Origin of the sequence: Streptomyces sp. CC53 (genome assembly GCF_001865245.1) — a bacterium.
Lineage (GTDB): Bacteria > Actinomycetota > Actinomycetes > Streptomycetales > Streptomycetaceae > Streptomyces.
Map to the genome: position 1 here is coordinate 1 of NZ_MKXB01000032.1, position 22,757 is coordinate 22,757.

Consider the following 22,757-nt stretch of genomic DNA (forward strand, 5'->3'; position numbering starts at 1 on the left):
GGGGCTGCGGGGCTGCGGCGACGGCCTCCGAGCGCTCGGGCTGCCGGGCCTTCACGTACCCGGGGCAGTCGCCACGGGCCGCCACGGCCGGGGCTGGACACGGGGGACGAGACGGCGACTGAACGCCCCCTCACGGTCCCTGCCCGGCCTTCGGCCCGTCCTGCCGCCGGGCTGCCGAGTCCCGCCCACCCGAGCCCCCGGTCCACGGCCCGGTGCTCCCCGGGTACCGCGCACCCCGTGCGCCGCACACCGAAGGCCACGGGCCACGGGTCCGTGCCGGATCGCCGGGTCGGGACCCGCAGGTTCAGACGGCCGCCGGGGCGCGGGCCAGCAGCTCCCGCACCTCCCGGACGGCCGCGCGGCCGGCGCGGTTGGCGCCGATGGTGGAAGCCGACGGGCCGTAGCCGACCAGGTGGATCCGCTCGTCCCGCACCGTCCGGGTCCCGTCCATCCGCACGCCCCCGCCCGGCTCCCGCAGCCGCAGCGGAGCCAGGTGGTCCAGTGCCGCCCGGAAGCCGGTCGCCCACAGGATGGCGTCCGCCTCCACCTCCCGTCCGTCGTCCCAGGCGACGCCGGCCGGAGTGACTCGGTCGAACACGGGCAGCCGGTCCAGCACACCCCGCTCCCGCGCGGCCCGCAGAGCATCACTCAGGGGCAGACCCGTCACGCTCACCACGCTGCGCGGCGGCAGGCCGCGCCGGACCCGCTCCTCGACCAGCGCGACCGCGGCCCGCCCCTCGTCCTGCCCGAAGGGCCCCTCGCGCCACACGGGCTCCCGTCGCGTCACCCACGTCGTGTCCGCCGCCACCTCGGCGATCTCCAGCAGGTGCTGTGTGCCGGACGCCCCGCCCCCGACCACGACCACCCGCAGACCCGCGAACTCCTCGGGCCCCGCGTACTGCGCGGTGTGCAGCTGGCGCCCCCGGAAGGTCTCCTGGCCGGGGTACCGGGGCCAGAACGGCCGGTCCCAGGTCCCGGTCGCGTTGATCAGCGCGCGGGTCGTGTACGAGCCCTCGGACGTCTCCACCCGCAGCCTCCCACCGACGCCCTCCCGTACGGCCGCCACGTGCACGGGGCGGTGCACCCGCAATCCGAACGCGTCCTCGTACCGCGCGAAGTACTCCCCGATGACGTCGGCCGACGGCCGGTCGCCGTCCGCGCCCGTGAGTTCCATGCCCGGCAGCGCGTACATCCCGTGGACCCGGCCGTACGTCAGGGAAGGCCACCGGAACTGCCAGGCGCCGCCGGGGCGCGGGGCGTGGTCGAGGACGACGAAGTCCCGCTCCGGCTCCAGGCCGGCCCTCCGCAGGTGGTACGCGGCCGACAGACCGGCCTGTCCGGCGCCGACGACCACCGCGTCCATGTCCACAGCCGCCCTCACATCCGCCGAGAAGTAGTTCATGCTTCTACCAACCATGAGCGTCGGGAGGATCTTCCCGACGCGAACCGGGCACCATGGAGGCATGAGCGACGCCTTCACCACCCGCACCCTCGACATCACCACGGGCCACCACGAGGTCGTGCACGACCTGACCGACGCCTGCGACGCCTTCCTGGCGGAGGCCGCCGCGGGCCGCGACGGACTGCTCAACGTCTTCACCCCGCACGCGACGGCCGGGATCGCCCTGCTGGAGACCGGATCGGGCAGCGACGACGACCTGCTGGCCGTCCTGCACACCCTGCTCCCCGCCGACGACCGCTGGCAGCACCGCCACGGCAGCCCCGGCCACGGCCGCGACCACGTCCTGCCGGCCCTGGTGCCGCCGCACGCCACCCTGCCCGTCGTCGGCGGCCGCATGGCGCTCGGCACCTGGCAGTCGGTGTGCCTGGTCGACACCAACAAGGACAATCCGGAGCGGCAGGTGCGGTTGAGCTTCCTGGGCTGATCGAGCCGATCAAGATCGTCCTGGTGTGCCGCCGGTTCTCCCGCGATGGCCGGCCGGGAGTGACGGCGTGAATCAGCCAGGTCGTCAGGCCCTTGCGGGTGGGAGTGGCGTGTGGGGGACAATGGCCGGCGATGACCGCACCTTCCGCCGCCGCATCGACCGGTCCGGGCCCCGAGCCGGAGGCATTCGGCCCCTTCGCCCACCTCACCGTGAAGAACACCCCGCTCTACCGTCAGGTGATGCGGGCGTTTCTCGTGGCCAAGGAGCGGTTCGCGGTCCATCTGCGTCCCGAGGACGTGCACGCGGCGCTCCCGCCGGACCACCGCCCCGACGATCCCGAGGCCGTCGTCGCCGCGCTCGACAAGCTCGTGGAGTGGGGCAACCTGCGGGCCGATCCGGACACCGCCCGGGTCACCGCCGTCGAGGACTTCTACCGGAAGCGGTTCATCTACCAGCTCACGCGCCAAGGGGAGGCCGCTGAGGCCGCGCTGTCGGCCTACGACGAGGCGCTCGGCCGCCGCGGCGCGCTCCAGGCCGTCGCCCTGCACGACATCGTCACCCACCTGCGCGCCCTGCTCGTCCTGGCCGCCGAGGACGCGCCCGACCCGGCCAAGGCACACCTGGCGCTCGACGCCCTGGCCAGCCGTTTCGCGGCACTCGCCGACAATGCCCGCGCCTTCATGGGGTCCCTCCAGCGGACCATCGACCTCCACGACGTCGAGGAGGAGGTCTTCCTCGCGTACAAGGACCGGCTCATCCAGTACCTGGAGCGGTTCATCCAGGACCTGATCACGCTCGGCGGGCGGATCGCCCGGCTGATCCTGGAACTCGAGCAGGACGGCCGGGCCGACTCCCTGCTGCGGGCCGCGGCCGGACGTGAGGCCGCCGACGCCTCGCCGGAGGGGTCGGCGAGCGCGGAGCGCGAGGCGTACGAGCGGTGGGCCGCGCGCTGGTCAGGGCTCGGCGCGTGGTTCATCAGCAGGGACGGGCGCGAGTCGCAGGCCCGGCTGCTGCGTGGCCGGGCACTCGGTGCGATCCCGCAGCTGCTGGCCGTCGTGCGGGCGCTGAACGAGCGCCGGGCGGGGCGCTCGGACCGGTCCGCCGACTTCCGGACCCTGGCCCGCTGGTTCGCCGAGGCACCCGACGACGACGCCCGGCACCGCCTGTGGCGGGCCGCCTTCGGGCTCCATCCCGCCCGGCACCTCACCGTCGACGCCGACACCCTCACCGCCCGTGCGGCGCGGCCCGTACCGGCCGCCACCCCTTGGGCGGAGGCGGAGCCGCTGCGGATCAGCCCGCAGCTGCGCCGCACCGGAAGCTACGAGCGGCGCGGCAAGCCCCGCAAGGTCGAGGACCGGGAGGAGCGCCGCCGCGCTCTTGCCGAGACGGCCGCCAAGCAGGCCGCGGAGACCGCGGCGGCCCGCGCCCGGCTCGCCACCGACGGCGTCACGCGCCTGTCCGAGTTCGGCGAGCTCGACCCGGCCTCCTTCGGCCTGTTCCTCCAGCTGCTCGGAGACGCACTGGCCACCTGGAGACCCGGCATGAGGCACACGGTGGCCACGAGCAACGACGGCTCCATGGAGATCAGGCTCACCGCGCTCGTCGACGACACCACCGCCGAGATCCGCACGCCCGGTGGAGTCTTCAGCGGCCCGGATCACCTCGTCGAGATCGTCGACCTGGCGGACGGGGACGAGCCGACGGACGGAGAGCACCACCCATGACCGCCCCGCTCGCCGAAGTGCTGGACGGCCAGCACGCGGCCGACCTGCGCAAAGCAGCGCGCGCCCTGCTGAAGCACCCCCTCATCCTCGCCCGCGGCCGCCACACCGACGAGTTCCGGCTCGTCCGTCGGCACGCGTCCGAACTGAGGGAGTGGTTCGACCGCAACACGGGCTGGTCGCTCCAAGTGGACGCCGAGACGGCGCGGCTGCGCAAGATCCCCGGCGTCCTCAGCGACCCCACGCACCCGGCGCGCGACACCAGCCGGGGCACCGCGCCGTTCACCCGCCGTCGCTACGTGCTGTTCTGCCTCGCACTCGCCGCCCTCGAACGCGGCGAGGCCCAGATCGCCCTCGGGCGCCTCGCCGACCAGATCGTCCTCGACGCCGCCGATCCCCGACTCGCGGCGGCCGGTGTCGAGTTCGGCCTGGAACGCCGCGACGAGCGCCTCGACCTCGCCGCCGTCGTAAGGCTCCTGCTCGACCTGGGAGTGCTGCGGCGGGTCGCGGGAGAGGAGGAGGCGTACGTCAGCGGGGTCGGCGATGTCCTGTACGACGTGGAACGCCGGGTACTGGCCGGCCTCCTCGCCACCCGCCGGGGCCCCTCCACCGTGCGGGCCGACGGCTTCGAGGACCGGCTCGCCGAACTCGTCGCGGAAACCGCCCTGGACAGCGACGAGCTGCGCTTCCGCGCCATGCGCCGCTCGCTCACCCGCAGGCTCCTCGACGACCCGGTGCTCTACTACGACGACCTGACCGACGCAGAGCTCGGCTACCTCACCCGGCAGCGCGGCTTCCTCACCGCCCGGATCACCGAGCTGACCGGACTCGTCGCCGAAGTGCGGGCCGAGGGGATCGCCATGGTCGACCCCGACGACGACCTGACCGACCTCCGCATGCCCGAACAGGGCACCCACGGCCACATCACCCTGCTCCTGGCCGAGCATCTCGCCGGCTCCGACGGCCCGGTCACCCCCGCGGCGCTGGCGGTGCGCGTCCGCGCACTCGCGGCCGAGCACGGGGGCTTCTGGTCGAAGTCCGCCCGCGAACCGGGCATGGAGACCGAGCTCGTCGAACAGGCCGTCGCCCGGCTCACCGCGCTCGGTCTGGTCTCCCGCACCCCGCAGGCGGTCACGGCCCGCCCCGCCCTCGCACGGTACGCGATCGGTGAGACCGTCGTCCGAGAGCCCGGTTCCGCCTCCGTGCCCCCGCAGCGAAAGGCCACTTCGTGAACCGCCTGCCCACCCCGCGGCGAGCCCGCTGGCAGCCCCTGCGGGTCGGACTCGTCGACCTGTTCCACTACGACGTGGAGGAGTTCCACTTCCGCGACGGACGCCTGCTGCTCCGCGGCAACAACGGCACCGGCAAGTCCAAAGTCCTCGCCCTGACCCTGCCGTTCCTCCTCGACGGCGACCTCAGCCCGCGCCGCGTCGAACCCGACGGAGACCCCGGCAAGCGGATGGAGTGGAACCTGCTCCTCGGAGGTGAGCACCCGCACTCCGAACGGCTCGGCTACACGTGGATCGAGTTCGGCAGGCGTGACGACACGACCGGCGAGCACCACTTCCGCACCTTGCTATGCGGGCTCAAAGCCGTCAGCGGCAGGGGCATCGCCCGCCACTGGTACGCCGTCACCAGCCAGCGCGTCGACCACGGCTCCACCGAGAGCACCGGCGACACCTTCCGGCTGCTCGACGCCACCGGCACCGCTCTGTCCAGGGACCGGCTCGCCGAAGCGGTCGCGACGCACGGCATGGTGTACGACCAGGCGAAGGCGTACCGCCGAGCCGTCGACGAAGCACTCTTCGGCCTCGGGGACCAGCGGTACGCCGCCCTGGTGGACCTGCTCATCCAACTGCGCCAGCCGCAGCTCTCCAAGCGCCCCAACGAAGCCGCCCTCTCCCGCGCCCTCACCGAGGCCCTGCCGCCGATGGACCAGGCCGTCATCGCCGACGTGGCCGAGGCGTTCCGCTCCCTCGACGAGGAGAAGGACGAGCTGGCCGCCGCCTCCGCCGCCGAACGGGCCGCCTCCGCCTTCCTGGAGCACTACCGGCGCTACGCCCGCATCGCCACCCGCCGCCGGGCGCGGCTTCCACGCGCCGAGCATTCCCGCTACGAGCGCGTGCAACGGGATCTGGCCGAGGCGCAGGACCGGCGGAGGCACGCCGAGGAGAAGCGGGAGGAGGCCGAGGAGGAGATCAGTTCCCTGGCGGAGACCGCCGAACGCCTGCGGGCCCAGGAGAAGGCCCTGCGCGAGGCGCCCGAGATGCGCGACGCCCGAGAACTGGAACACGCCGCGCTGGCCGTGACGCGAACGGCGCGAGCAGCGGACCGGGCGCGCGATGACCGCGACCAGGCGGTCGCCCTCCGCACCAAGGCCCTCGGGCGGCTCGACGCTGCCGAGAACCGACTCCGTGCCGCGCGGCTCCGGGCCCAGGAGACCTTCGCCCAGGCGCGCGAGCACGCCACCGCCGCGCACATCGCCCTGCCCGCGGACGACGGGCTGCCCGAGCCGGAACTGCGCCGCGCCGCAGAGGATGCCGCAGCCCGAACCCAACGCTCCCTGACGCACGTCGAGGGGCTCCTCGAAGCAGCCGAGCAGGCCGCCGCCGCGCACCGTCGGGCGTCCGGACGCCTCGACGAGGCGGAGACCGACCTCGCCCTGGCCACCCAGGCGCACGGTGAGGCGGAGGAGGGTGCCGCGCGGGCCGGCCGGGCACTCCTGGACGACGTACGCGAACGCTCCCGGGCCTGGACGGAGCTGCGCTTCCCCGACGAGACCGGGCTCCTCGACGAACTCCAGGAATGGACCCGACACCTCGACGGCCCCTACCCGGCCCGCGTCCACGCGGTCACCGCGCACACCGTCCGTTCCGCGGACCTCGCCGACCAGGCGGCCGGAGCTGCCCGCCGGGATGCGGAGCTGGCGGAGCGCACGGTCCGGGCGCGGTCCGAACTCGCCTCCCTTGAGGCGGGCGGGGGTCGTGAGCCCCAGCCCCCCGCCAGCCGCACTCCCGGACTCCGCGCGCAGGTGCCCGGCGCGCCGCTGTGGCGCCTGGTCGACTTCCGTGACGACCTGCCCGCACGTGAACGTGCGGGGCTCGAAGCAGCGCTGGAGGCCTCCGGCCTCCTCGACGCCTGGGTGCTCCCCGACGGCGCCGCGCTCGCCGTGAACGGGCACGACGTCCTGCTCTCTCCGCGGAACGGGCCGGTGGACGGTCCCTCGCTGGCGGACGTACTGCGTCCGTCCCTGGAGCACGGCGACGCGGGTGCCCCGACCGTGGACGAAGCGACGGTGACCGGCCTGCTCGCCGCCATCGGCCTGGGCGGTGGAGGAGCGGCAGGCACCTGGGTGACGGCGGACGGCCGCTTCCGTGTCGGCGCGCTCACCGGCACATGGGCGAAACCCGTCGCCGTGTACATCGGTGAGGGCGCGCGCGAGGCGGCGCGCAGGGCCCGCGTCACCGTGCTCCGCACCGAACTCACCTCCCTTCTGGCCGAGTCGGAAGCCGTTGCCGCCCGATCCGAAGCGATCGCGGTACGCCGCCGCACACTCGACGCCGAGCTCGCCTCCGTCCCCGACGAGTCGCCGCTCACCCGCGCACACGCGCGCGTGAGCGCAGCCGTCGACACCGTGGGCAAGGCCCGCACGCGGCACGAGGAGCGCGCGGCCGAGGCGGTCGAGGCGGCTGGACGTGCCGAGCGCGCCGCCGCCGAACTCGCCGAGGCCGCCACGGACCTGGGGCTGCCCGCCGACCGGGCCGGCCTCACCGCCGTACGTGACGCCCTCGGTGCCTTCGCGGCGGCCCTGGCCGCCCTGTGGCCCGCGGTACGCGAACAGGGCGAGGCCGCACACCAGGTGGACGACGAGCGCGCCGAGGCGCGCGGCGCGGAGCGGCGGGCCGTCGAACTCGCCCAGCGGGCCGCAGACGCGGAGCGTGAGGCGGCAGCGGCGGACGAGCGCCACCTGACCCTGCGCTCCACGGTCGGAGCGGCCGTCGCCGAACTCGAACGGAGGCTCGCAGAGACCGCCGAGGCGCTGCAGGGCTGCGAGGCCGGGCAGAAGACCGCGCGACGGCGTCACGCGGAGGCGGACCGGGAGGCCGGCCGTGCCGAGGGGCGGATCGAGCAGCTGGAGCACGACCTCACGGAGGTGGTCGGCGCCCGCACGGAGGCCATCGCCGCACTCCAGCGCTTCACCGCCACGGGCCTGCCCGCGGTGGCGCTGCCCGAACTCGACTTCCCGGCCGGAGACGACAGCCCCTGGGCGGCCACACCGGCCATCGCACTCGCCCGGGCCATCGAGACCGGCCTCACGTCGGTCGACGACACGGACGCAGCGTGGGAGCGCGTCCAACGCCGGCTCAGCGAGGAACTCAAGACCCTTCAGGACATCCTCTCGCGGCACGGGCACAGCGCCTCCGCCCGCATGGTCGACGACGGCATGGTCGTCGACGTCGTCTACCAGGGCCGCGACCGGGCGGTGCCCGAGCTCGCCGCCGCGCTCGCCAGGGAGGTCGGCGAGCTGGCCCGCATCCTGTCCGCGCATGAACGGGAGATCCTCGAAACCCACCTGATCACCGAGGTCGCGGGCACCCTGCAGGAACTCATCGGCGCCGCCGAGCGTCAGGTGCGGGACATGAACGCCGAGTTGGAGGACCGCCCCACCTCCACCGGTATGAGGCTCCGGCTGGTCTGGCGGCCCTCGCGCAAGGCCCCGCCCGGGCTCGCCCAGGCCCGCGACCGACTGCGCCAGTCCGCCGACGCGTGGAGCGCGGAGGACCGTACGGCGGTCGGTGAGTTCCTCCAGGCGCAGATCGCCCGCCAGCAGTCCGACGACGGTGCGGGGAGCTGGCTCGAACACCTCACCGCCGCCCTCGACTACCGTTCCTGGCACGAGTTCGGCGTCGAACGCCACCAGCACGGGCGCTGGGTGCCGGCCACCGGTCCCGCTTCGGGCGGTGAACGGGTCCTCGCGGTCTCCGTGCCCTTGTTCGCCGCCGCGTCCTCTCACTACGCCAGCGCGGGAAGCCCGCACGCGCCCCGCCTGGTCACCCTGGACGAGGCGTTCGCGGGCGTGGACGACGACGCGCGGGCCAAGTGCCTCGGCTTGCTGAGCGCCTTCGACCTCGACGTGGTGATGACCAGTGAACGGGAATGGGCCTGCTATCCCCAGGTCCCCGGCATCGCCGTCGCGCAGCTGTCCCGGACCGACGACGTGGCGGCGGTCCTCGTCACCCGCTGGGAGTGGGACGGCACGCGGCGCCGGCGCCGCGCCGACCCCGTACGGCACCCGCTACCCGACGGGGCGGGCGGGGCACGACGGGAGCCGGAATGGAGCTGAAGCACGGCGGGCCCCCGGCGCCTGGTGCCGCACCGGACGAGGGCGCGTACGCCTCGGTCGATGTTCCCCGGCTGCGCCGCCTGTTGGGTGCGCCGGAACTCGGCTGGTTCGTGGAGCGCGTGCGCGGACGGCTCGTGGCGGGGCAACCCCTGACAGGCGCCGTCTCCTTGGCCGCCCCCACACCGGGACAGCGGTCCGCGGCCGAGCGGCTGCTGGCCCGGCCACCAGGTGGTGGCCGTTCCCTCACCGTGCGGCTGGAGGCGGTCGACGCCGTGCTGCGCCGGTCGGGCGTCAGCCCGGACGGCCTCGCCGCCGCGGTGACGGCGCTCACCGGCCCCGTCACCCCGCTCGCCCGGATCAGAGCCGAGGAGGATGCCGCCTGGGACCGGGCGTACACACCTCTCGACGGCCTCGGACGGGACCGGCCGGAGCTCGCGGGCTGGGCGGCCAGGGTGCGCGCCGACGGCGTCGCCCGTCGCCTGGGCCGTACACCCGACGCGGTGCACGCGCTCCTCACGGGGGTCTGCGCCGCGCTTCGCGAACTCCCGGCCGAACCCGCCGTCTCGCTGGCCGCCTTCGCCGCCCGTGTCCTCGGCTCGGCCCACGCGCTCGACGACGGCACCCCCGAGGCGGCCCTCACGCTCTCCGGGCTCCGCGCCCTGACCGGGTTCGCCGACGGCAGCGGCGCCGAATGGCGACGGGACGCCTGGGCATCGGCGGGCCTGCTGAAGGACGAGTTGTCCTCGACGGTCCTCGTCCTGAACCTGCGGGGGACGCCCGCCCTCGACTGGATGGCCGAGGAGGGCGAACCGGCCGTTCTGACGCTTCGCCAGCTGACGCGTCGGCCGCCCTCCGCCACGTCGCCCACGGTGTGGGTCTGCGAGAACCCGACCGTCCTCGCCGCGGCGGCGGACGCCCTCGGGCCCGACTGCCCGCCCCTGGTCTGCCTGCGCGGCCAGCCGTCGGCTGCCGCTCTCGCGCTGCTGCGCCACCTGCACGGCAACGGCTCGGCCTTCCGGTACCACGGCGACTTCGACTGGGGCGGTCTGCGGATCGCCGGGGCCCTGCTGCGCCGTGTCCCCTGGAGTCCCTGGCGGTACACCGCCTCCGATTACCGGAAGGCCCTGGCCGGGAGCGACCCGCAGTTCCCCCCTCGCCCTCTCACCGGCGCCCCGGCCCGGACGCCGTGGGATCCGGACCTCGCCGAGGCCCTCGCGGAAGCGGGTGTCCGGGTCGAGGAGGAGCGCGTACTGGCCCTCCTGCTGGCCGACCTGAAGAGTCGGTGAGCATCCGGGTTCCCCGGGGAGACCCGTCAGGGCGGGTGCCGAGAAGGCCCTCGGCCGACCCCGCTCCGGCTCGTGCCCCCGGCCGGGTCGTCGCGCGTCAGGATCCCGGCGCCATCGTGCCGCCCCCGTCGGCCTCAGGACGCCTGCGGTGCCGGTGGAAGTCGTCCATCAGCCAGGTGAGGTAGTCCTGTGCGCTCCGGGACCCGGTGGTGAGCGCGGCGGCCTGACCGGCCCACAGACTGGCGAGGTCCGCCCGCCCCTGAGCGCCGGCTTCGCGGCGGACAGCCTGCATCAGGGCGCTCTGGACGGGATACGGGGGCACGCTGTCCTCGTACGGCGCCAGGTCGCGGATGAAGCGGTTGGCGATCCCGCGGGCGGTGCGGCCCGAGAAGAGGCGGGTGAGGACCGTGGTGCGGGCCTCGGGGGAGCTGAGGGCCTGCTTGTGGGCCGGGCTCGCCCCGGATTCGCGGGTGGCGAGGAAGGCGGTGCCGATCTGGACGGCGTCGGCTCCCAGGGTGAGGGCGGCGGCCATTCCCCGGCCGTCCGCGATCCCGCCGGCCGCGATGACGGGGACGCTCACGGCGTCGGCGACCTGGGGAACGAGGGAGAACGTTCCGACCAGGGACTCCCGGACCGGCCGCATGAAGGCGCCCCGGTGGCCGCCCGCATCGGACCCGGAGGCCACGACGGCGTCGACACCGGCGTGCTCCAGGGCGACGGCCTCGTCCACGGTGGTCGCCGTGCCGATCACCAGGATGCCGCGGCGGCGCGCCTCGTCCCTCACCCAGGCCGGCGGGAGCCCCATCACGAAGCTGACGACCGGGGGTGCGGCCGCGAGCAGCGCCTCCGCCTGAGCGGCGAAGTCCGGCACCGGTGGGACGCCCTCGGCCGTCGCCGCGGGCAGCCCGAGTGCCTCGTGGTAGGGGTGCAGCCGCCGGATGTGCGGGGCCAGTTCGGCGGCGTCCGGCCACGGCCGGGCCTCGTCCTCCTGGGGGACCCAGAGGTTGACGGCGAACGGACGGCTGGTGTGGGTCTTCAGCTCCCCGACGAGACCTGTGATCTCCTCCGGGGCCAGGACGTGTGCCCCGTAGGAGCCCAGCCCCCCGGCCTCGGACACGGCCGTGGTCAGGGCGACCGACGACAGGCCCCCGCCGAACGGACCCTGTACGACGGGGAGGGGCGTTCCCAGGAGGTCGCCCAGGCGTCCCGCGCTCACGCCGTCACCGCCAGGGCCGCCGCGGCCTCACGCCCGTGCACGAACTGCAGTGCGGTGCGTGCGACGTGCTCGCCCAGGTGCCGGGCGGTGCGGAGGTCGGCGTCCGTGGGTGACTGCTCAGGGCCGAGGTCGGAGGGCGACTGCGCCATCGCCCCCACGAACGAGCCCAGCCGGTTCAGGTCCTCCGGGCTGCCGCCGGAGCTGTAGATCCAGCCGGGCAGGAGGCCGAGCGGCACCCAGTTCATACCGTGCTGTGCCGCCAGCACGGCCATGGAGAGCAGCGCGTTGTCCTTGTTGCCGTTGAGTCCGGCCGAGTTGGTGAATCCGGCGGCGAGCTTGCCCTGCCAGCCGCGCGCGGCCCAGACCGGGCCACTGGCCTCCGCGAAACGCTGGAACACCGCCGAGGTGGTGCCCATGTAGGTGGGTGAGCCGAAGACGATCGCCTCCGCGTCGGCGAGGGTCTGCCACAGGCCGTCGTCGAGCGTGGAGACGTCCCGCAGGTCGGCCCGGACGCCGGGCACCGAGCCGGCGCCGTCGGCCACGGCCGACGCCTGCCGGGCGGTGTGCCCGTATCCGCTGTGGTAGGCGATGGCGACGGAGATCGGTACGGACATGGTGGCCCTCCAGAAGGGTGTGCGCCGGAACCGGGTGCGAAGCCGGTCGGAGGCAGGCGGTGGCCCGCGTCCCTCCGCACACTAGACGACCGGTCAACTAAAACGCCAGCCGTGGGTCCCTCGATGTAGTTGACCGCTCGTATACTCGCCGCTATGGGACGGACCAGCACCGCACGCGAGCGGCTTCTCGACGCCGCCGGCACCCTCATGAGGCACCGCGGGTACAGCGGCCTCGGAGTGGCGGAGATCTGCGCTGCGGCCGAGGTGAAGAAGGGCAGCTTCTACCACTTCTTCGACTCCAAGCAGGACCTCACGCTGCAGGCGATCGACGCCCACTGGGGAGAGCAGCAGCGCTCCTGGGCCGCCGAGCTGGACGGATCCGGCCCCGCCCTCGACCGGCTGCGCCGGCTGCTGGAAGGCATGGCGCTGGTCCAGCGGCGCGGCAAGGAGACCTGCGGCACGGTCGACGGGTGCCTGCTCGGGAACCTCGCCCTTGAGCTCGGCTCTCAGGAACCCGAGGTCCGCGCCAGGCTGGACGAGATCTTCGACGAGCAGACCGCGCTGATCGCCGAGGTGCTCGACGAGGCGGCGGCCGAAGCCGCCATCCCCCGTGAGCACGCCGACCCGTCGGTCGCGCGTGCGGTGATCGCCCAACTGGAGGGGCTGGTCCTCTTCGCCAAGCTCAAGAACGACCCCGCGGTCCTCGACACACTCTGGTCCCACACGCGGCTCCTCCTCGGCGCCGGACGGCCGTAGGGGCTGTCCGGCCGGCCGGACGACCGCGGGCTGAGGTGCCCCTGGTGCGGGCAGGGGCGCGGGCGTGGTGGCCTGCCGACGCGGAGCGGGAACGGCTGCGACGGTCCGCGCCGGTGGGCCACGGCCGGTGCGGGCGATGCGCGATCACCGGCAGGTGGTCGGCGGAATCCCGCACCGGGGGCGGACGGGGTCGCGGCGGCGTGACCTTCCCGGGCGACTCGCTCCAGGAAGGCCGTCGAGCGCCTCCGGACGTGGAGGGCGCTTCGGGGCGGCTTCTGTGGCGGGTCACCCCGCGTGCGCCGCTGAGGGCGGGCGCGGTGGGGACGCTCTCCGTGGACTCCGTGGACTCCGTGCGTGCGCACCGGTGCGCGGCGGCTGTTCGGGGGCCTGCCCCTGCCGTGGCGCGGATGCGGTCTGCCGGGGCCGTCGGATACCGGCCGCGGTGGAGACACCTCCGCTCCGGCCTCGGCTCGCCGCTCGTGCCGTCGCCCCTGCGCATGGCCGCTTTGCTCGCGGGACCGAGAGTAGAGTTGAACCTCTTGCAGCTCTTGCAAAGGGATCTGAGCTGCTTATTCATCGTTCTGTGAAGGCACTGGCTGAATTCCCTTGCAGTAGCTTGCGCAAGATCTTGCGATGCCAGGAAGATGCCGGGCATGACGAACCGCCTCAAGCACATCGCGCGCCCCGCTGCTGTCGCCGCCCTGGCTGCCGCGGGCTTCCTGGCCACCCTGGCCGCCGCCCCGCCCGCTGCGGCAGCCGCCGGATCGGCGGCTCCGGAGTGCGTGGAGTACTACCAGAGCTGGCGCTACACCGACGTCCGCAACGGCTGTGGCGACACCGTCGCCGTCACGGTCGAGTACACGAACGGCCAGTGGGCCCCGTGCCGCGTCATCCAGCCCGGTGAGTGGGCGACCTTCGCGGGCTACGGCACCAACGGCAACTACGTCACGGGGCTGCGCACCTGCGATCCCGCCGCGGCGAGCGGCGCCTGAGCCGCAGGTCCCGGTGCCCGGGGCTGGGGACGGGGTGGGGGCCCCGGCGGGGAGCCCTGGCCGGACGGGCCCGGCGTGACGGACGGAGCTGCGAGGGCCGGGGGGAGCGCGCGTGCGCACCTCCCGGCCCTCGCCTGCGTCGCGGAGGGTGCCGGGTCGGCGCGCGGGGTGCTCGTGCCGGAGGGCCGTGCCTCGGGGGTTCCTGCGGGTCGCCCCGGCCCTCGGGCCGGTCACCGCGCGTGCGCGGCGGTCCGGTCGGTGTTCCCGGCGTCCGCGTCCCGCGGCGGTCGGAACCCGCGGGGCGCACAACGGATCTCGGCCCACACCGTCTTGCCGCCCGGCGGGGCCGCGGTGCTGCCCCAGCGATCCGCGAACGCGTCCACCAGGAACAGCCCGCGCCCGCCCTCGCCCCGGCTGCCGCTGCCCCGCCCGGGAGCGGGTGCCCGCTCGCCGCGCGCGTCGGTGACCTCGATGCGCAGCGTGCCGGTCGAGTCGTCGAGCCGGAGCCGCAGCCGGAAGTCCCGCCCCCGCACGCGGCCGTGCAGCACCGCGTTGGCGGCCAACTCGGCGACGATCCGCTCGGCACGCTCCGACACGTCCGGCGGGCACCGCCGCTCGTGCAGCTCAAGGACCGTCACCAGCCGTGCCTGACGCGCCCCGAGGTGCGTGGCGGGCAGCAGGCGGCTGACGGTGAAGGCGGCGGGCGCAGGGGGTGAAGGGTGTTCGTTCATGGGGCTACCGTGACGGCGGCTCCGCAGCCCTCGCCATACCACACGTCCGTACGCTCTGTCAGCGTACGGGCACTCTGAGTGGACAGTACGGCGGTGTCACCACAACGCTGGAACGGTCGGCCGCGCACGTGCGGCCGACCGTGGGACGAAACCCGTGAGGGTGCGTGGAGGTGGGCACATGACAGGAGCCGAGGCGGTCGTCGCCGGACGCCCGGGCCGGGGCGGGGACGCCGGAGAGCGGGGGCGAGCGGGAGGCGCGGACGCGGCGGAGCCGGGGCCCGTGCACGGTGCGGACGCGGGGGAGCCGGGGGACGCGGGGGAGGTGACGCGGGAGCCCGACCCGTCGGACAGCCTGCGGACGTTCGGCGCGGTCGTCCAGGCCCTGCGCGAGCACGCGGGGCTCAGCCGCGCCGAGTTCGGCGAACTCGTCCGGTTCTCCAAGCACACGGTCGAGTCCGTGGAGCGGGGCCGCCGCATGCCGGACGGAGCCTTCGTGGAGCGGGCGGAGCAGGCGCTGGGGAACACGGGCGCGCTCCGGAGGTCGGTGAAGCACCTGACGCGAGGGGAGGCCGGACTGGCGACGTGGTTCCGCCAGTGGGCGCGTCTGGAGAAGACCGCGGACAGCCTCTGCACCTACGAGTGCAGGCTGGTGCCGGGGCTGTTGCAGTCCGCCGGGTACGCGCGGGCGGTGTTCGAGGGGACCGTGCCGGTCGCGCCGGACGACCGATTGGAGGAGTACATGGCCCGGCGGATGGAGCGGCAGCGGATGCTCTTCGAGCGGCCCACCACGCCCTTCAGCTTCATCGTCGAAGAGCACGTCTTCCGGCGCCGGTTCGGGGACGCGGGGCAGATGCGCGAGCTGTTCGACCACGTCCTGGAGCTGACCTCCCCGCGGAACGTCACGCTGCAACTCGTGCCGTTCGAGGCCGGCATGCATGCCTGCCTCGACGGCCCCGTGCAGTTGCTGGAGACCCCGAAGGGCCAGCGGCTCGGGTACGCCGAAGGGCAGCAGAACGGCCGCCTGATCTCCGACCCGAAAGAGGTGAGCCTGCTCCACCAGCGCTATGCCACACTTCGCTCGCAGGCCCTCAACGCCCAGGACTCGCGGGGCCTGCTGGAGCGACTGCGAGGAGAACTATGAGCACCGTCACCGAACTTGCCTGGTTCAAGTCGAGCCACAGCGGCAGCCAGGGCGACAGCTGTGTGGAGGTCGCCGTCACCGAACAGGCCGTCCACGTACGGGACTCCAAGGACACCGGGCTGCCCCACGTGGCCGTCGGGCGCGGAGAGTGGGCGCGGTTCACGTCGTACGTGACGGGCGGCTGAGGGTGTCCCGCGGCGGGCGCCGGCCCGCCGCCCCCGGTGACCTCGCGGGTGGCGCCAGGCCGGCGACCGCGGCGCTCGCACGCCGGGAAGCCGTACGCCGCCGCCCGTGCTGCGGTACCGCCGTACCCCGCCGCACGGTCGTCCCGGCCCCGCGCGGCCCCGCTCGGCGGCCGGCTTCCGGGACCTGCCGCGGGAACCGCCCGGCCCCGCCGGCCGTCTCCCACCACCCGGATATCCCGTAACCGCACACCGCCGTGTGCCCCGCAGGTAGGGTCCGGGGCACTGCTGACGGGCGCCCGGTCGCGCCGCGAGCGCGGCCGGGCGGAGAAGGACGACACCGGCATGGGGGATGCAGGGTGACCACAGGACGTACCAGGGCCGTACGCCGCGCCGCGTACCTGCTCGCAGCGGGCGCACTGGCGGCAGGATGCTCGGCCGACCCGATTCGGAACACCGGCGGCGACGCCGGTGCCGGAGGCCGCCCACCCTCCGCGAGCGCCACCCCCTCCCCGGCCTCGCCACCACCGTCGGCGGGAGCCTCTCCGGGGCAGCCGTCGTTCACCCCCGACCCCGACAGGATCCCCCGCACCCGGGCGGACGCGCTGCGCCTGGCCCGCGCCGTCGCCTTCCTGCCACGGGACTGGGGGGACGGCTTCGTCGCCCAGGACCCCGCCGAGAGCGACCCGGACACCTGGGCCGTCCTGGACGAGACCTGCCGCTGGACCAGGGAGCCGCTGCCCGGCGACGTCCTCGCCGCCGTCTCCCGCTACAGCGAACTCCCGCTCGGTGAGGGCCGTGGCGCGGTCCGCGTCACGGCCGTCGTCACCGTCCACACCACGGTGGCGAGCGCCGACGACCGGCTCTCCACGACGCTGGAGGAGGTCATGCGCTGCCCGGAGCAGGAGATCCGCCCGGGGGAGCGGATCACGGACCTGAACTCCCTGGGCCGCCCGGCCGGCACGTCCCAGGACTACGCCGACGACTCCGTCTTCGAAGCCGGCACCTACGTCCTGCAGAGCGGAGGGACGACCCTCACCCACCCCTACCAGTGGACCGTGGACCGGTTGGGGCCCGTGACGATCGCGGTCTCGGTCCGCGGGGCCGACGACGAGGGGGTCCCGGCGCCGCTCACCGTGGCGACGCGCGGCACGGCGGGCATGCGCGCCCGCGTGGTCGACCTGCTGGAGAGCGAGAACTGATGCACCCACCGCACCCCTCCGACCCGGCGTCGATCGCTGGACACCGCCTCCTCGGCCGCCTCGGCGCGGGCGGCATGGGCGTGGTCCACCTCGCCCGCGCCGCCGACGGCGCACTGGTGGCGCTCAAGGTGGTCCACGCCGAGTACGCCCACGACACGGGATTCCGGGAGCGCTTCCGCCGCGAGGTGGACACGCTGCGCAGGATCGACAACCCGTGGGTCGTCCCGCTGGTGGCCGCCGACCCCGAGGCCCCGGAGCCCTGGCTGGCCACCGCGTTCGTCCCCGGGCCGTCGCTCGCCGAGGCGGTGGCCCTCCACGGCCCCCTGCCCGCCCCCTCGGCACGCGTACTGGGGCAGAGGCTCGGCGAAGCGCTGGGGGACGTCCACGCCGCCGGGCTGGTGCACCGGGACGTCAAGCCGGGGAACGTCCTCCTCGCCCTCGACGGGCCGCGCCTCATCGACTTCGGCATCGCCCGCGAACCCGGCGACACCGCGCTGACCGCGACGGGCCTGGTCGTCGGCACACCCGGGTTCCTCGCGCCCGAGCAGGTGCAGGGCGGCGAACGGGACGGGCTGGGACCGCCGAGCGACGTCTTCGCCCTGGGCTGCGTGCTGGCGTACGCGGTGACGGGACACAGCCCGTTCGGCACCGGGCCCGTGGACGCGCTGCTGTTCCGGGCCGTTCACGAGCGCCCCGACCTCGACGGCGTACCCGACGAACTCGCACCGCTGCTGCACGCCTGCCTGGCGAAGGACCCGCGCCGTCGCCCCACCGCGGCCGACGTGGCCCGCGGGCTGGCCGGACCCGCGGGCCACCCAGAGGACGGGACGCCCGGCCCCGGTGCGGCCGCACCGGTACGGGGCCGCGGGGACCGGGCACCCGGATCCGGCACGGGCGCGGACGGCACGCCCGCCGACGAGGCGGAGCCGTCCTGGCTGCCGGACGCGGTCACGCGACTCGTCGCCGCGCGTGCGGCCGAGGGGGCCGCGCTCCCGGACATCGAACCGACCGAGATCGACGCGGGAGCCACCGGACGGGACGCCGGCAAGGGGACCGCGTCCGGCAGCGACCGCGGCACGCAGGCCGCTTCCCGGCCGTCCGGCGCGTCCCGCGGCGTGCCCGGCAGCCCGTCGGTCAGCCGGACCTCCCCTGCGTCAGACGCGGAGCCCGGCGCCGCCGGGACCGACCCCGCCGCCGACGGGCCCGGTGACGGCCCCGCGGCGCCCGGGGCCGACGCTGCCGCACCCGGCGCGGGCGGCGCCGCGGACGAGGGCGCCCGCCCGGGCCGCCGCCGCTTCCTCCTGCTCGCCGGGGGCGCCGCACTCACCGCCGGCGGGGCGGCAGCCGCCCTGAGCCGGTGGTGGGACGACGACACGACCGGTCCCGCGACGGCCTCCGGCGCCGGAACCACCTTCACCATCGGCCTCCAGGCGGACCTCACCGGCGAGGGCCGGCGGATCGGGGCCGCACAGGAACAGGGCGTGCGGCTCGCCGTCGAGGAGTTCAACACCCGGCGAGACGCCCCCTTCACGCTGTCCCTGCTCGTCCGGGACGACGCCGGCGACCCGCGGCGGGCCGTCGCGGCGGCCGGGGAACTCCTCGCGGACCCGTCCGTCGTCGCGGTGATCGGACCGACCACGGACGCCGCGGCCGAGGCCGCCCTACCGGTCTACGACAAGGCCCTCACGCCGCTGGTCAGCGTCTCCGCGGGCGCGGTCAAACTCCTCGTGCTCGGGTCCCGTTCCTTCCTCCAGGCCCGGCCGCACGACTCGCTCCTGCCCTTCTTCCTGAACGCCCACCTGCGGGGCACGGCCCGCTCCCGATCCATCGGCATCGTCCACGACCGGGCCGCCGGGGACCACGCCTGGGAGATCGCCGGCTCCCTGAGCCGACTCCTCGCCCAAGCCGGCCACCCCTACGTGCCCAAGGTGATCAGCGCCCTGCGCCAGGACTTCGGGCCGACCGTCGACGCCCTGCTCTCCGGCGGTGCCGACTCGGTCGTCTTCGCCGGCCTGCACGACCGCGGCGCGGCCCTCGCCCGCACCCTGCACGGCCGCGGCTTCACCGGTGCCAGGGCGGCCGCCCACGGCCTGCTCGACCCGCGCTTCCCGGCTGCCGCAGGCGAGGCGGCCGAAGGCTGGGTGATCGCCGCCCCCGTCCTCGACCCGGCGGCCCACCCCGGCGCGGAGAAGTTCACCGCCGCCCACCAACGCCGCTACGGCGCCGGGCCCGAACCGTACGCGGCGGAGGCGTACGACGCGGCCGGGCTCGTCACGCACGCCCTCACGCGCCTTCCCGCCCACCGCAGGGACCGCAAGAACCTCACCGCGGCGATCCGCACGACCGCCTACCAGGGCGTCACCCAGAAGCTGAGCTTCTCGCAGGAGAACGGGGCGCGGACCATCGACGGCACGGGAGTGCACCTGTGGAAGGTCGCCGAAGGGCGCTTCCACTACGTTGGCCCCGCCCAGCACGTCGTCCCCGGCTGATGCAGCCCCTGCTGCCGTCCGACCCGGCCCGCGTGGGCCGCCACCGGCTGCTGGGCCGCCTGGGGGCGGGCGGCATGGGCGTGGTCTACCTGGCGCGCACGCCGGGAGGCGCCCTGGCGGCCGTCAAGGTGGTCCGCGCCGCCTACGCCGACGACCCCGCGTTCCGCGCCCGCTTCGCACGCGAGGTGCGCACCGCGGGCCGGGTCCGCAGCCCGTGGGTCGTGCCGCTGCTGGGCGCGGGCCCCGAGGACCGGCCCCCGTGGCTGGCGACGGCCTACGTGCCCGGGCCCTCCGTGGCGGAGGCGGTGGAGCTCTGCGGCCCCCTGCCGCGGCGCTCCGTGGCCGTGCTCGGCACCCGGCTCGCCGAAGCGCTGGGGGACGTCCACGCCGCCGGGCTGGTGCACCGGGACGTCAAGCCGGGGAACGTCCTCCTCGCCCTCGACGGGCCGCGTCTCATCGACTTCGGCATCGCCCGGGAACCGGCGGGCACCGCGCTCACCGGGACGGGCACGGTGGTCGGTTCGCCCGGCTTCCTCTCGCCGGAGCAGGCCCGGGGCACCGGCGCGGGGATCGGGCCGCCCAGCGACGTCTTCTCCCTCGGCTGCCTGCTCGCCTTCGCCGCCACCGGCAACCGGCCCTTCGGCGACGGCTCCCCCGCCGTGGTCCTCGTCCGCACCAGCTACGAGGAACCCGACCTGGCAGGCGTCCCCGACGACCTCACGGACCTGCTGCGCGCCTGCCTCGACAAGGACCCGGCACGCCGCCCGGCCACGGCGGACCTCATCACCGCCCTGGCCGCGTCGCCACCGGGGGAGGACTGGCTGCCCGGACAGGTGGTGCGGCTCATCGCCCGGCGCTCGGCGGCGGCCCTCGCCCTGCCGGTCGTCCAGCCCACCGTCCTCGACGCGGCCGACACCGGCGCCACGGCGCCCGATCCCGGCGGAGAGGCGGACGCCGTCGCCGGTGCGCCGACCGTGACGAGGGCAGCCCCGCCGCCGCGGCCCTCACGGCGCCGCCTGCTGCTCGGGGCGGCGGGCGGCGCCCTCGCGGCGACGGGCGGCGGGGCGGCCTGGTGGGCGTGGCAGCGGCGGGACCGGTCGGCCGCAGCCCCCCCCGGGCCGCGTCCCCGCCTCACCGTCGCCGTGCACGCCGACCTCACCGGCGCCGGCGGGGCGGTCGGCAAGGCCCACGAGCAGGGCGCGCGGCTCGCCGTGGCCGAGGTCAACTCCCGTACCGGACACGACTTCGCCCTCGACCTCGTCGTCCGGGACGACGGGGGAGCCCCGGACCGTGCGCGGACCGTGGCGGAGGAACTCGCCGCGGACGAGCGCGTCCTCGCCGTGCTCGGGCCCAGCGACGAGGCGTGCATGGACGCCGTGGTCGACACGTACCAGCGGGCGCTGCTCGCCACCGTGGCGGTGTCGCCGGGGCGGACGCGGTACGTCCAGCGGGTGCACGTGGCCACGCGCCCCCAGGACGACGCCCTTGCCGCGCCCCTCGTGGCCCACCTGTCCCGCACGGTGCGGACCCGGCACACCGTGCTGCTCGCCGACGCCGCACTGGGCGACACGGCGTGGTCCGTGTGCACCCGCACGGCCGAGGCGCTCGACGGGCAGGTCCGCACGGACCGGTGGACCGTCGCAGCGGCCACCGGCACGGAGGGGTTCCGCACCCTCGCCGAACGCGTCGTGGACTCGGGCGCCGACGCCGCGGTGTTCGTCGCAGGCCCGGCCCGCGCCGCGCTCCTCGCCGGCGCCCTCGCGACCGCCGGGTTCACCGGAGCACGGCTCGGCACGCACCACGCCCTGGCGCCGGACTTCCTCGACCGGGCGGGCCGGGACGCCGAAGGGTGGGTCTTCGCCGCGCCCTTCCTCGACCCGCTGTCCGAGGAGTCCACCGCGCGGTTCAGCACCGCCCACCGCGAGCGCTTCGACGGCGCCGATCCGCCCTGGTACGCCGCCGAGACCTACGACGCCGCCCTCTTCGTCGCCCAGGCGCTCACCGAGCTGGGCACGGCGGGCGTGGAACGGGGAGCCCTCGTACGGCAGTTGCGGGAGACCCGCTACGACGGCATCACCAAGCTGCTGCACTGGGAGGCGTCGGCCGCCTCCTACAACCTGAACGCGCTGTACCTCTTCGCGGTGGCGGGCGGCGGCTTCGTCTATCGGGGGCGACTGGCGGACACCGTGCGGTGAGCCGGCGCGCACGGGTGCGGGGCTGCACTCGCCCGGATGCTGGTGAGCCGACGCCTCACCCCGCGAAGCCCGGGCGGCCCGACCGGGCGCCCCCGTCGATCGGGCACGCGCGGCCCTCGCCGCTCCCCGGCCCGCCCCCGCCGCCCCGCCCCTCCATCGGCGGCTGGAGACGCGTCCGGCGGAAAACCGGACGACAGTCGGGGACGCGGCGTCTACCGTCCGGAGGCATGGCACCTTCACTCGAACGTCCCCCCTTGCGGGCCGACGAACGCTCCGCGCTCACCGGATGGTTGGACCTCCAGCGGCAGATACTCAGATGGAAGTGCGCCGGCCTGTCCGAGGAGGACGCGCACCGCTCCGTCATCCCGACCTCCCCGCTGATGACGATGGCCGGGCTGGTCAGCCACATGCGGTGGGTCGAACACACCTGGCTGGAGGTGCTGTTCCTCGGCGGTGACGAGACGCGGAACCCGTCCTTCGACGAGAGGGACGAGGACGCCGACTGGCGCACCGACGGCGTCCCCCTGAAGGAACTGCTCGCCCGGTACGAGACCCAGTGCGCCCGCAGCAACGAGATCGTGGCCGCGGCCTCCCTGGACGACGTCGGCCGCCACCCCGGATACCGCTCCGCCGGGGCCAACCTGCGGTGGATGCTCATCCACCTCATCGAGGAGACCGGGCGGCACGCGGGGCACGCGGACATCGTGCGGGAGCTGCTCGACGGGGAGAAGGGGTACTACTAGCCTCCCTAGGCCGCTGCTCAGAGCCGGCCGCCCCGCCCCTCCCACACGGGAGGCACAGGACCCGCGTCGACTTGGCGCCTTGACGCAGTGGTCCCCCCCCAAGGCAGGCGGAACAGGGACATGAGTGGCACACGTGCGCTCTGTTTCGCCTGATGCATCGTGGCCCACGGCGGTAGGGCTTCCCTCGTCGATTCGGCCGCCGGACGTTGCACGGCCCCGGTCCCGGCCCAGGCGCCTGGTGAGCGCGGTGGCGCGCCCG

Annotated in this window: 17 protein-coding genes; 13 read left to right on the top strand and 4 right to left on the bottom strand. The window is 75.1% G+C overall.

The window, feature by feature from the left end; translation table 11 throughout:
• Positions 1-304: 304 nt before the first annotated feature.
• Entirely contained in the window at positions 305-1,402 is a 1,098-nt protein-coding gene (locus tag BJP40_RS02680) for an NAD(P)-binding domain-containing protein (RefSeq protein ID WP_071278294.1), read from the bottom strand.
• A 61-nt stretch (positions 1,403-1,463) separates the two neighbouring features.
• Between BJP40_RS02680 and BJP40_RS02685 the strand changes: the two genes are divergently transcribed.
• From BJP40_RS02685 to BJP40_RS02705, 5 genes are all read left to right on the top strand, one after another.
• Positions 1,464-1,886 (top strand): secondary thiamine-phosphate synthase enzyme YjbQ, encoded by a 423-nt coding sequence (locus tag BJP40_RS02685; protein WP_071278296.1) that lies wholly within the window; start codon positions 1,464-1,466, stop codon positions 1,884-1,886.
• Between the two features lie 131 nt (positions 1,887-2,017).
• Complete coding sequence (locus BJP40_RS02690) at positions 2,018-3,610, top strand: TIGR02677 family protein (protein ID WP_071278298.1); 1,593 nt, start codon at positions 2,018-2,020, stop codon at positions 3,608-3,610.
• Positions 3,607-4,839: a TIGR02678 family protein gene (locus BJP40_RS02695; protein WP_071278300.1), complete on the top strand. Its 1,233-nt coding sequence runs from the start codon at positions 3,607-3,609 to the stop codon at positions 4,837-4,839. The genes BJP40_RS02690 and BJP40_RS02695 overlap by 4 nt, the downstream gene beginning before the upstream one ends.
• Positions 4,836-8,951, top strand: a complete 4,116-nt coding sequence (locus tag BJP40_RS02700; RefSeq protein WP_071278302.1) for a TIGR02680 family protein — start codon at positions 4,836-4,838, stop codon at positions 8,949-8,951. The genes BJP40_RS02695 and BJP40_RS02700 overlap by 4 nt, the downstream gene beginning before the upstream one ends.
• Entirely contained in the window at positions 8,942-10,237 is a 1,296-nt protein-coding gene (locus BJP40_RS02705; protein ID WP_079170860.1) for a TIGR02679 family protein, read from the top strand. The genes BJP40_RS02700 and BJP40_RS02705 overlap by 10 nt, the downstream gene beginning before the upstream one ends.
• A 97-nt stretch (positions 10,238-10,334) precedes the next feature.
• On the opposite strand, the gene BJP40_RS02710 is transcribed toward BJP40_RS02705, so the two are convergent.
• Complete coding sequence (locus BJP40_RS02710) at positions 10,335-11,453, bottom strand: nitronate monooxygenase family protein (protein ID WP_071278304.1); 1,119 nt, start codon at positions 11,451-11,453, stop codon at positions 10,335-10,337.
• Positions 11,450-12,067, bottom strand: a complete 618-nt coding sequence (locus BJP40_RS02715; RefSeq protein WP_071269760.1) for a flavodoxin family protein — start codon at positions 12,065-12,067, stop codon at positions 11,450-11,452. The genes BJP40_RS02710 and BJP40_RS02715 overlap by 4 nt, the downstream gene beginning before the upstream one ends.
• A 153-nt stretch (positions 12,068-12,220) precedes the next feature.
• Between BJP40_RS02715 and BJP40_RS02720 the strand changes: the two genes are divergently transcribed.
• Together BJP40_RS02720 and BJP40_RS02730 are read left to right on the top strand one after the other, a co-directional pair.
• Entirely contained in the window at positions 12,221-12,823 is a 603-nt protein-coding gene (locus BJP40_RS02720) for a TetR/AcrR family transcriptional regulator (protein WP_071278306.1), read from the top strand.
• Positions 12,824-13,476: 653 nt separating this feature from the next.
• Entirely contained in the window at positions 13,477-13,815 is a 339-nt protein-coding gene (locus BJP40_RS02730) for an alpha-amylase (RefSeq protein ID WP_226962798.1), read from the top strand.
• A 230-nt stretch (positions 13,816-14,045) separates the two neighbouring features.
• Here BJP40_RS02730 and BJP40_RS02735 read toward each other — a convergent pair whose 3' ends face one another.
• The gene (locus BJP40_RS02735; RefSeq protein WP_071278312.1) at positions 14,046-14,546 is read right to left on the bottom strand and encodes an ATP-binding protein; all 501 of its coding nucleotides are present in this window, start codon (positions 14,544-14,546) and stop codon (positions 14,046-14,048) included.
• Between the two features lie 178 nt (positions 14,547-14,724).
• Here BJP40_RS02735 and BJP40_RS02740 point away from each other — a divergent pair, with 178 nt between their 5' ends.
• The 6 genes from BJP40_RS02740 to BJP40_RS02765 all read left to right on the top strand — a co-directional run bounded on the left by BJP40_RS02740 (position 14,725) and on the right by BJP40_RS02765 (position 22,498).
• Positions 14,725-15,687, top strand: a complete 963-nt coding sequence (locus BJP40_RS02740) for a helix-turn-helix transcriptional regulator (protein WP_079170861.1) — start codon at positions 14,725-14,727, stop codon at positions 15,685-15,687.
• Positions 15,684-15,872: a DUF397 domain-containing protein gene (locus BJP40_RS02745; protein ID WP_071273522.1), complete on the top strand. Its 189-nt coding sequence runs from the start codon at positions 15,684-15,686 to the stop codon at positions 15,870-15,872. The genes BJP40_RS02740 and BJP40_RS02745 overlap by 4 nt, the downstream gene beginning before the upstream one ends.
• A gap of 356 nt (positions 15,873-16,228) precedes the next feature.
• Complete coding sequence (locus BJP40_RS02750; protein ID WP_071278314.1) at positions 16,229-17,071, top strand: hypothetical protein; 843 nt, start codon at positions 16,229-16,231, stop codon at positions 17,069-17,071.
• A complete protein-coding gene (locus BJP40_RS02755; RefSeq protein ID WP_071278316.1) occupies positions 17,071-19,560 on the top strand; it encodes a bifunctional serine/threonine-protein kinase/ABC transporter substrate-binding protein in 2,490 nt (829 codons plus the stop codon). The genes BJP40_RS02750 and BJP40_RS02755 overlap by 1 nt, the downstream gene beginning before the upstream one ends.
• Positions 19,560-21,755 carry a bifunctional serine/threonine-protein kinase/ABC transporter substrate-binding protein gene (locus BJP40_RS02760; protein ID WP_071278318.1) on the top strand — a complete coding sequence of 732 codons (2,196 nt, stop codon included), beginning with the start codon at positions 19,560-19,562 and terminating at the stop codon, positions 21,753-21,755. Before BJP40_RS02755 ends, BJP40_RS02760 begins: the two co-directional genes overlap by 1 nt.
• A 227-nt stretch (positions 21,756-21,982) precedes the next feature.
• Positions 21,983-22,498 carry a DinB family protein gene (locus BJP40_RS02765; RefSeq protein WP_071278320.1) on the top strand — a complete coding sequence of 172 codons (516 nt, stop codon included), beginning with the start codon at positions 21,983-21,985 and terminating at the stop codon, positions 22,496-22,498.
• Positions 22,499-22,757 lie beyond the last annotated feature (259 nt).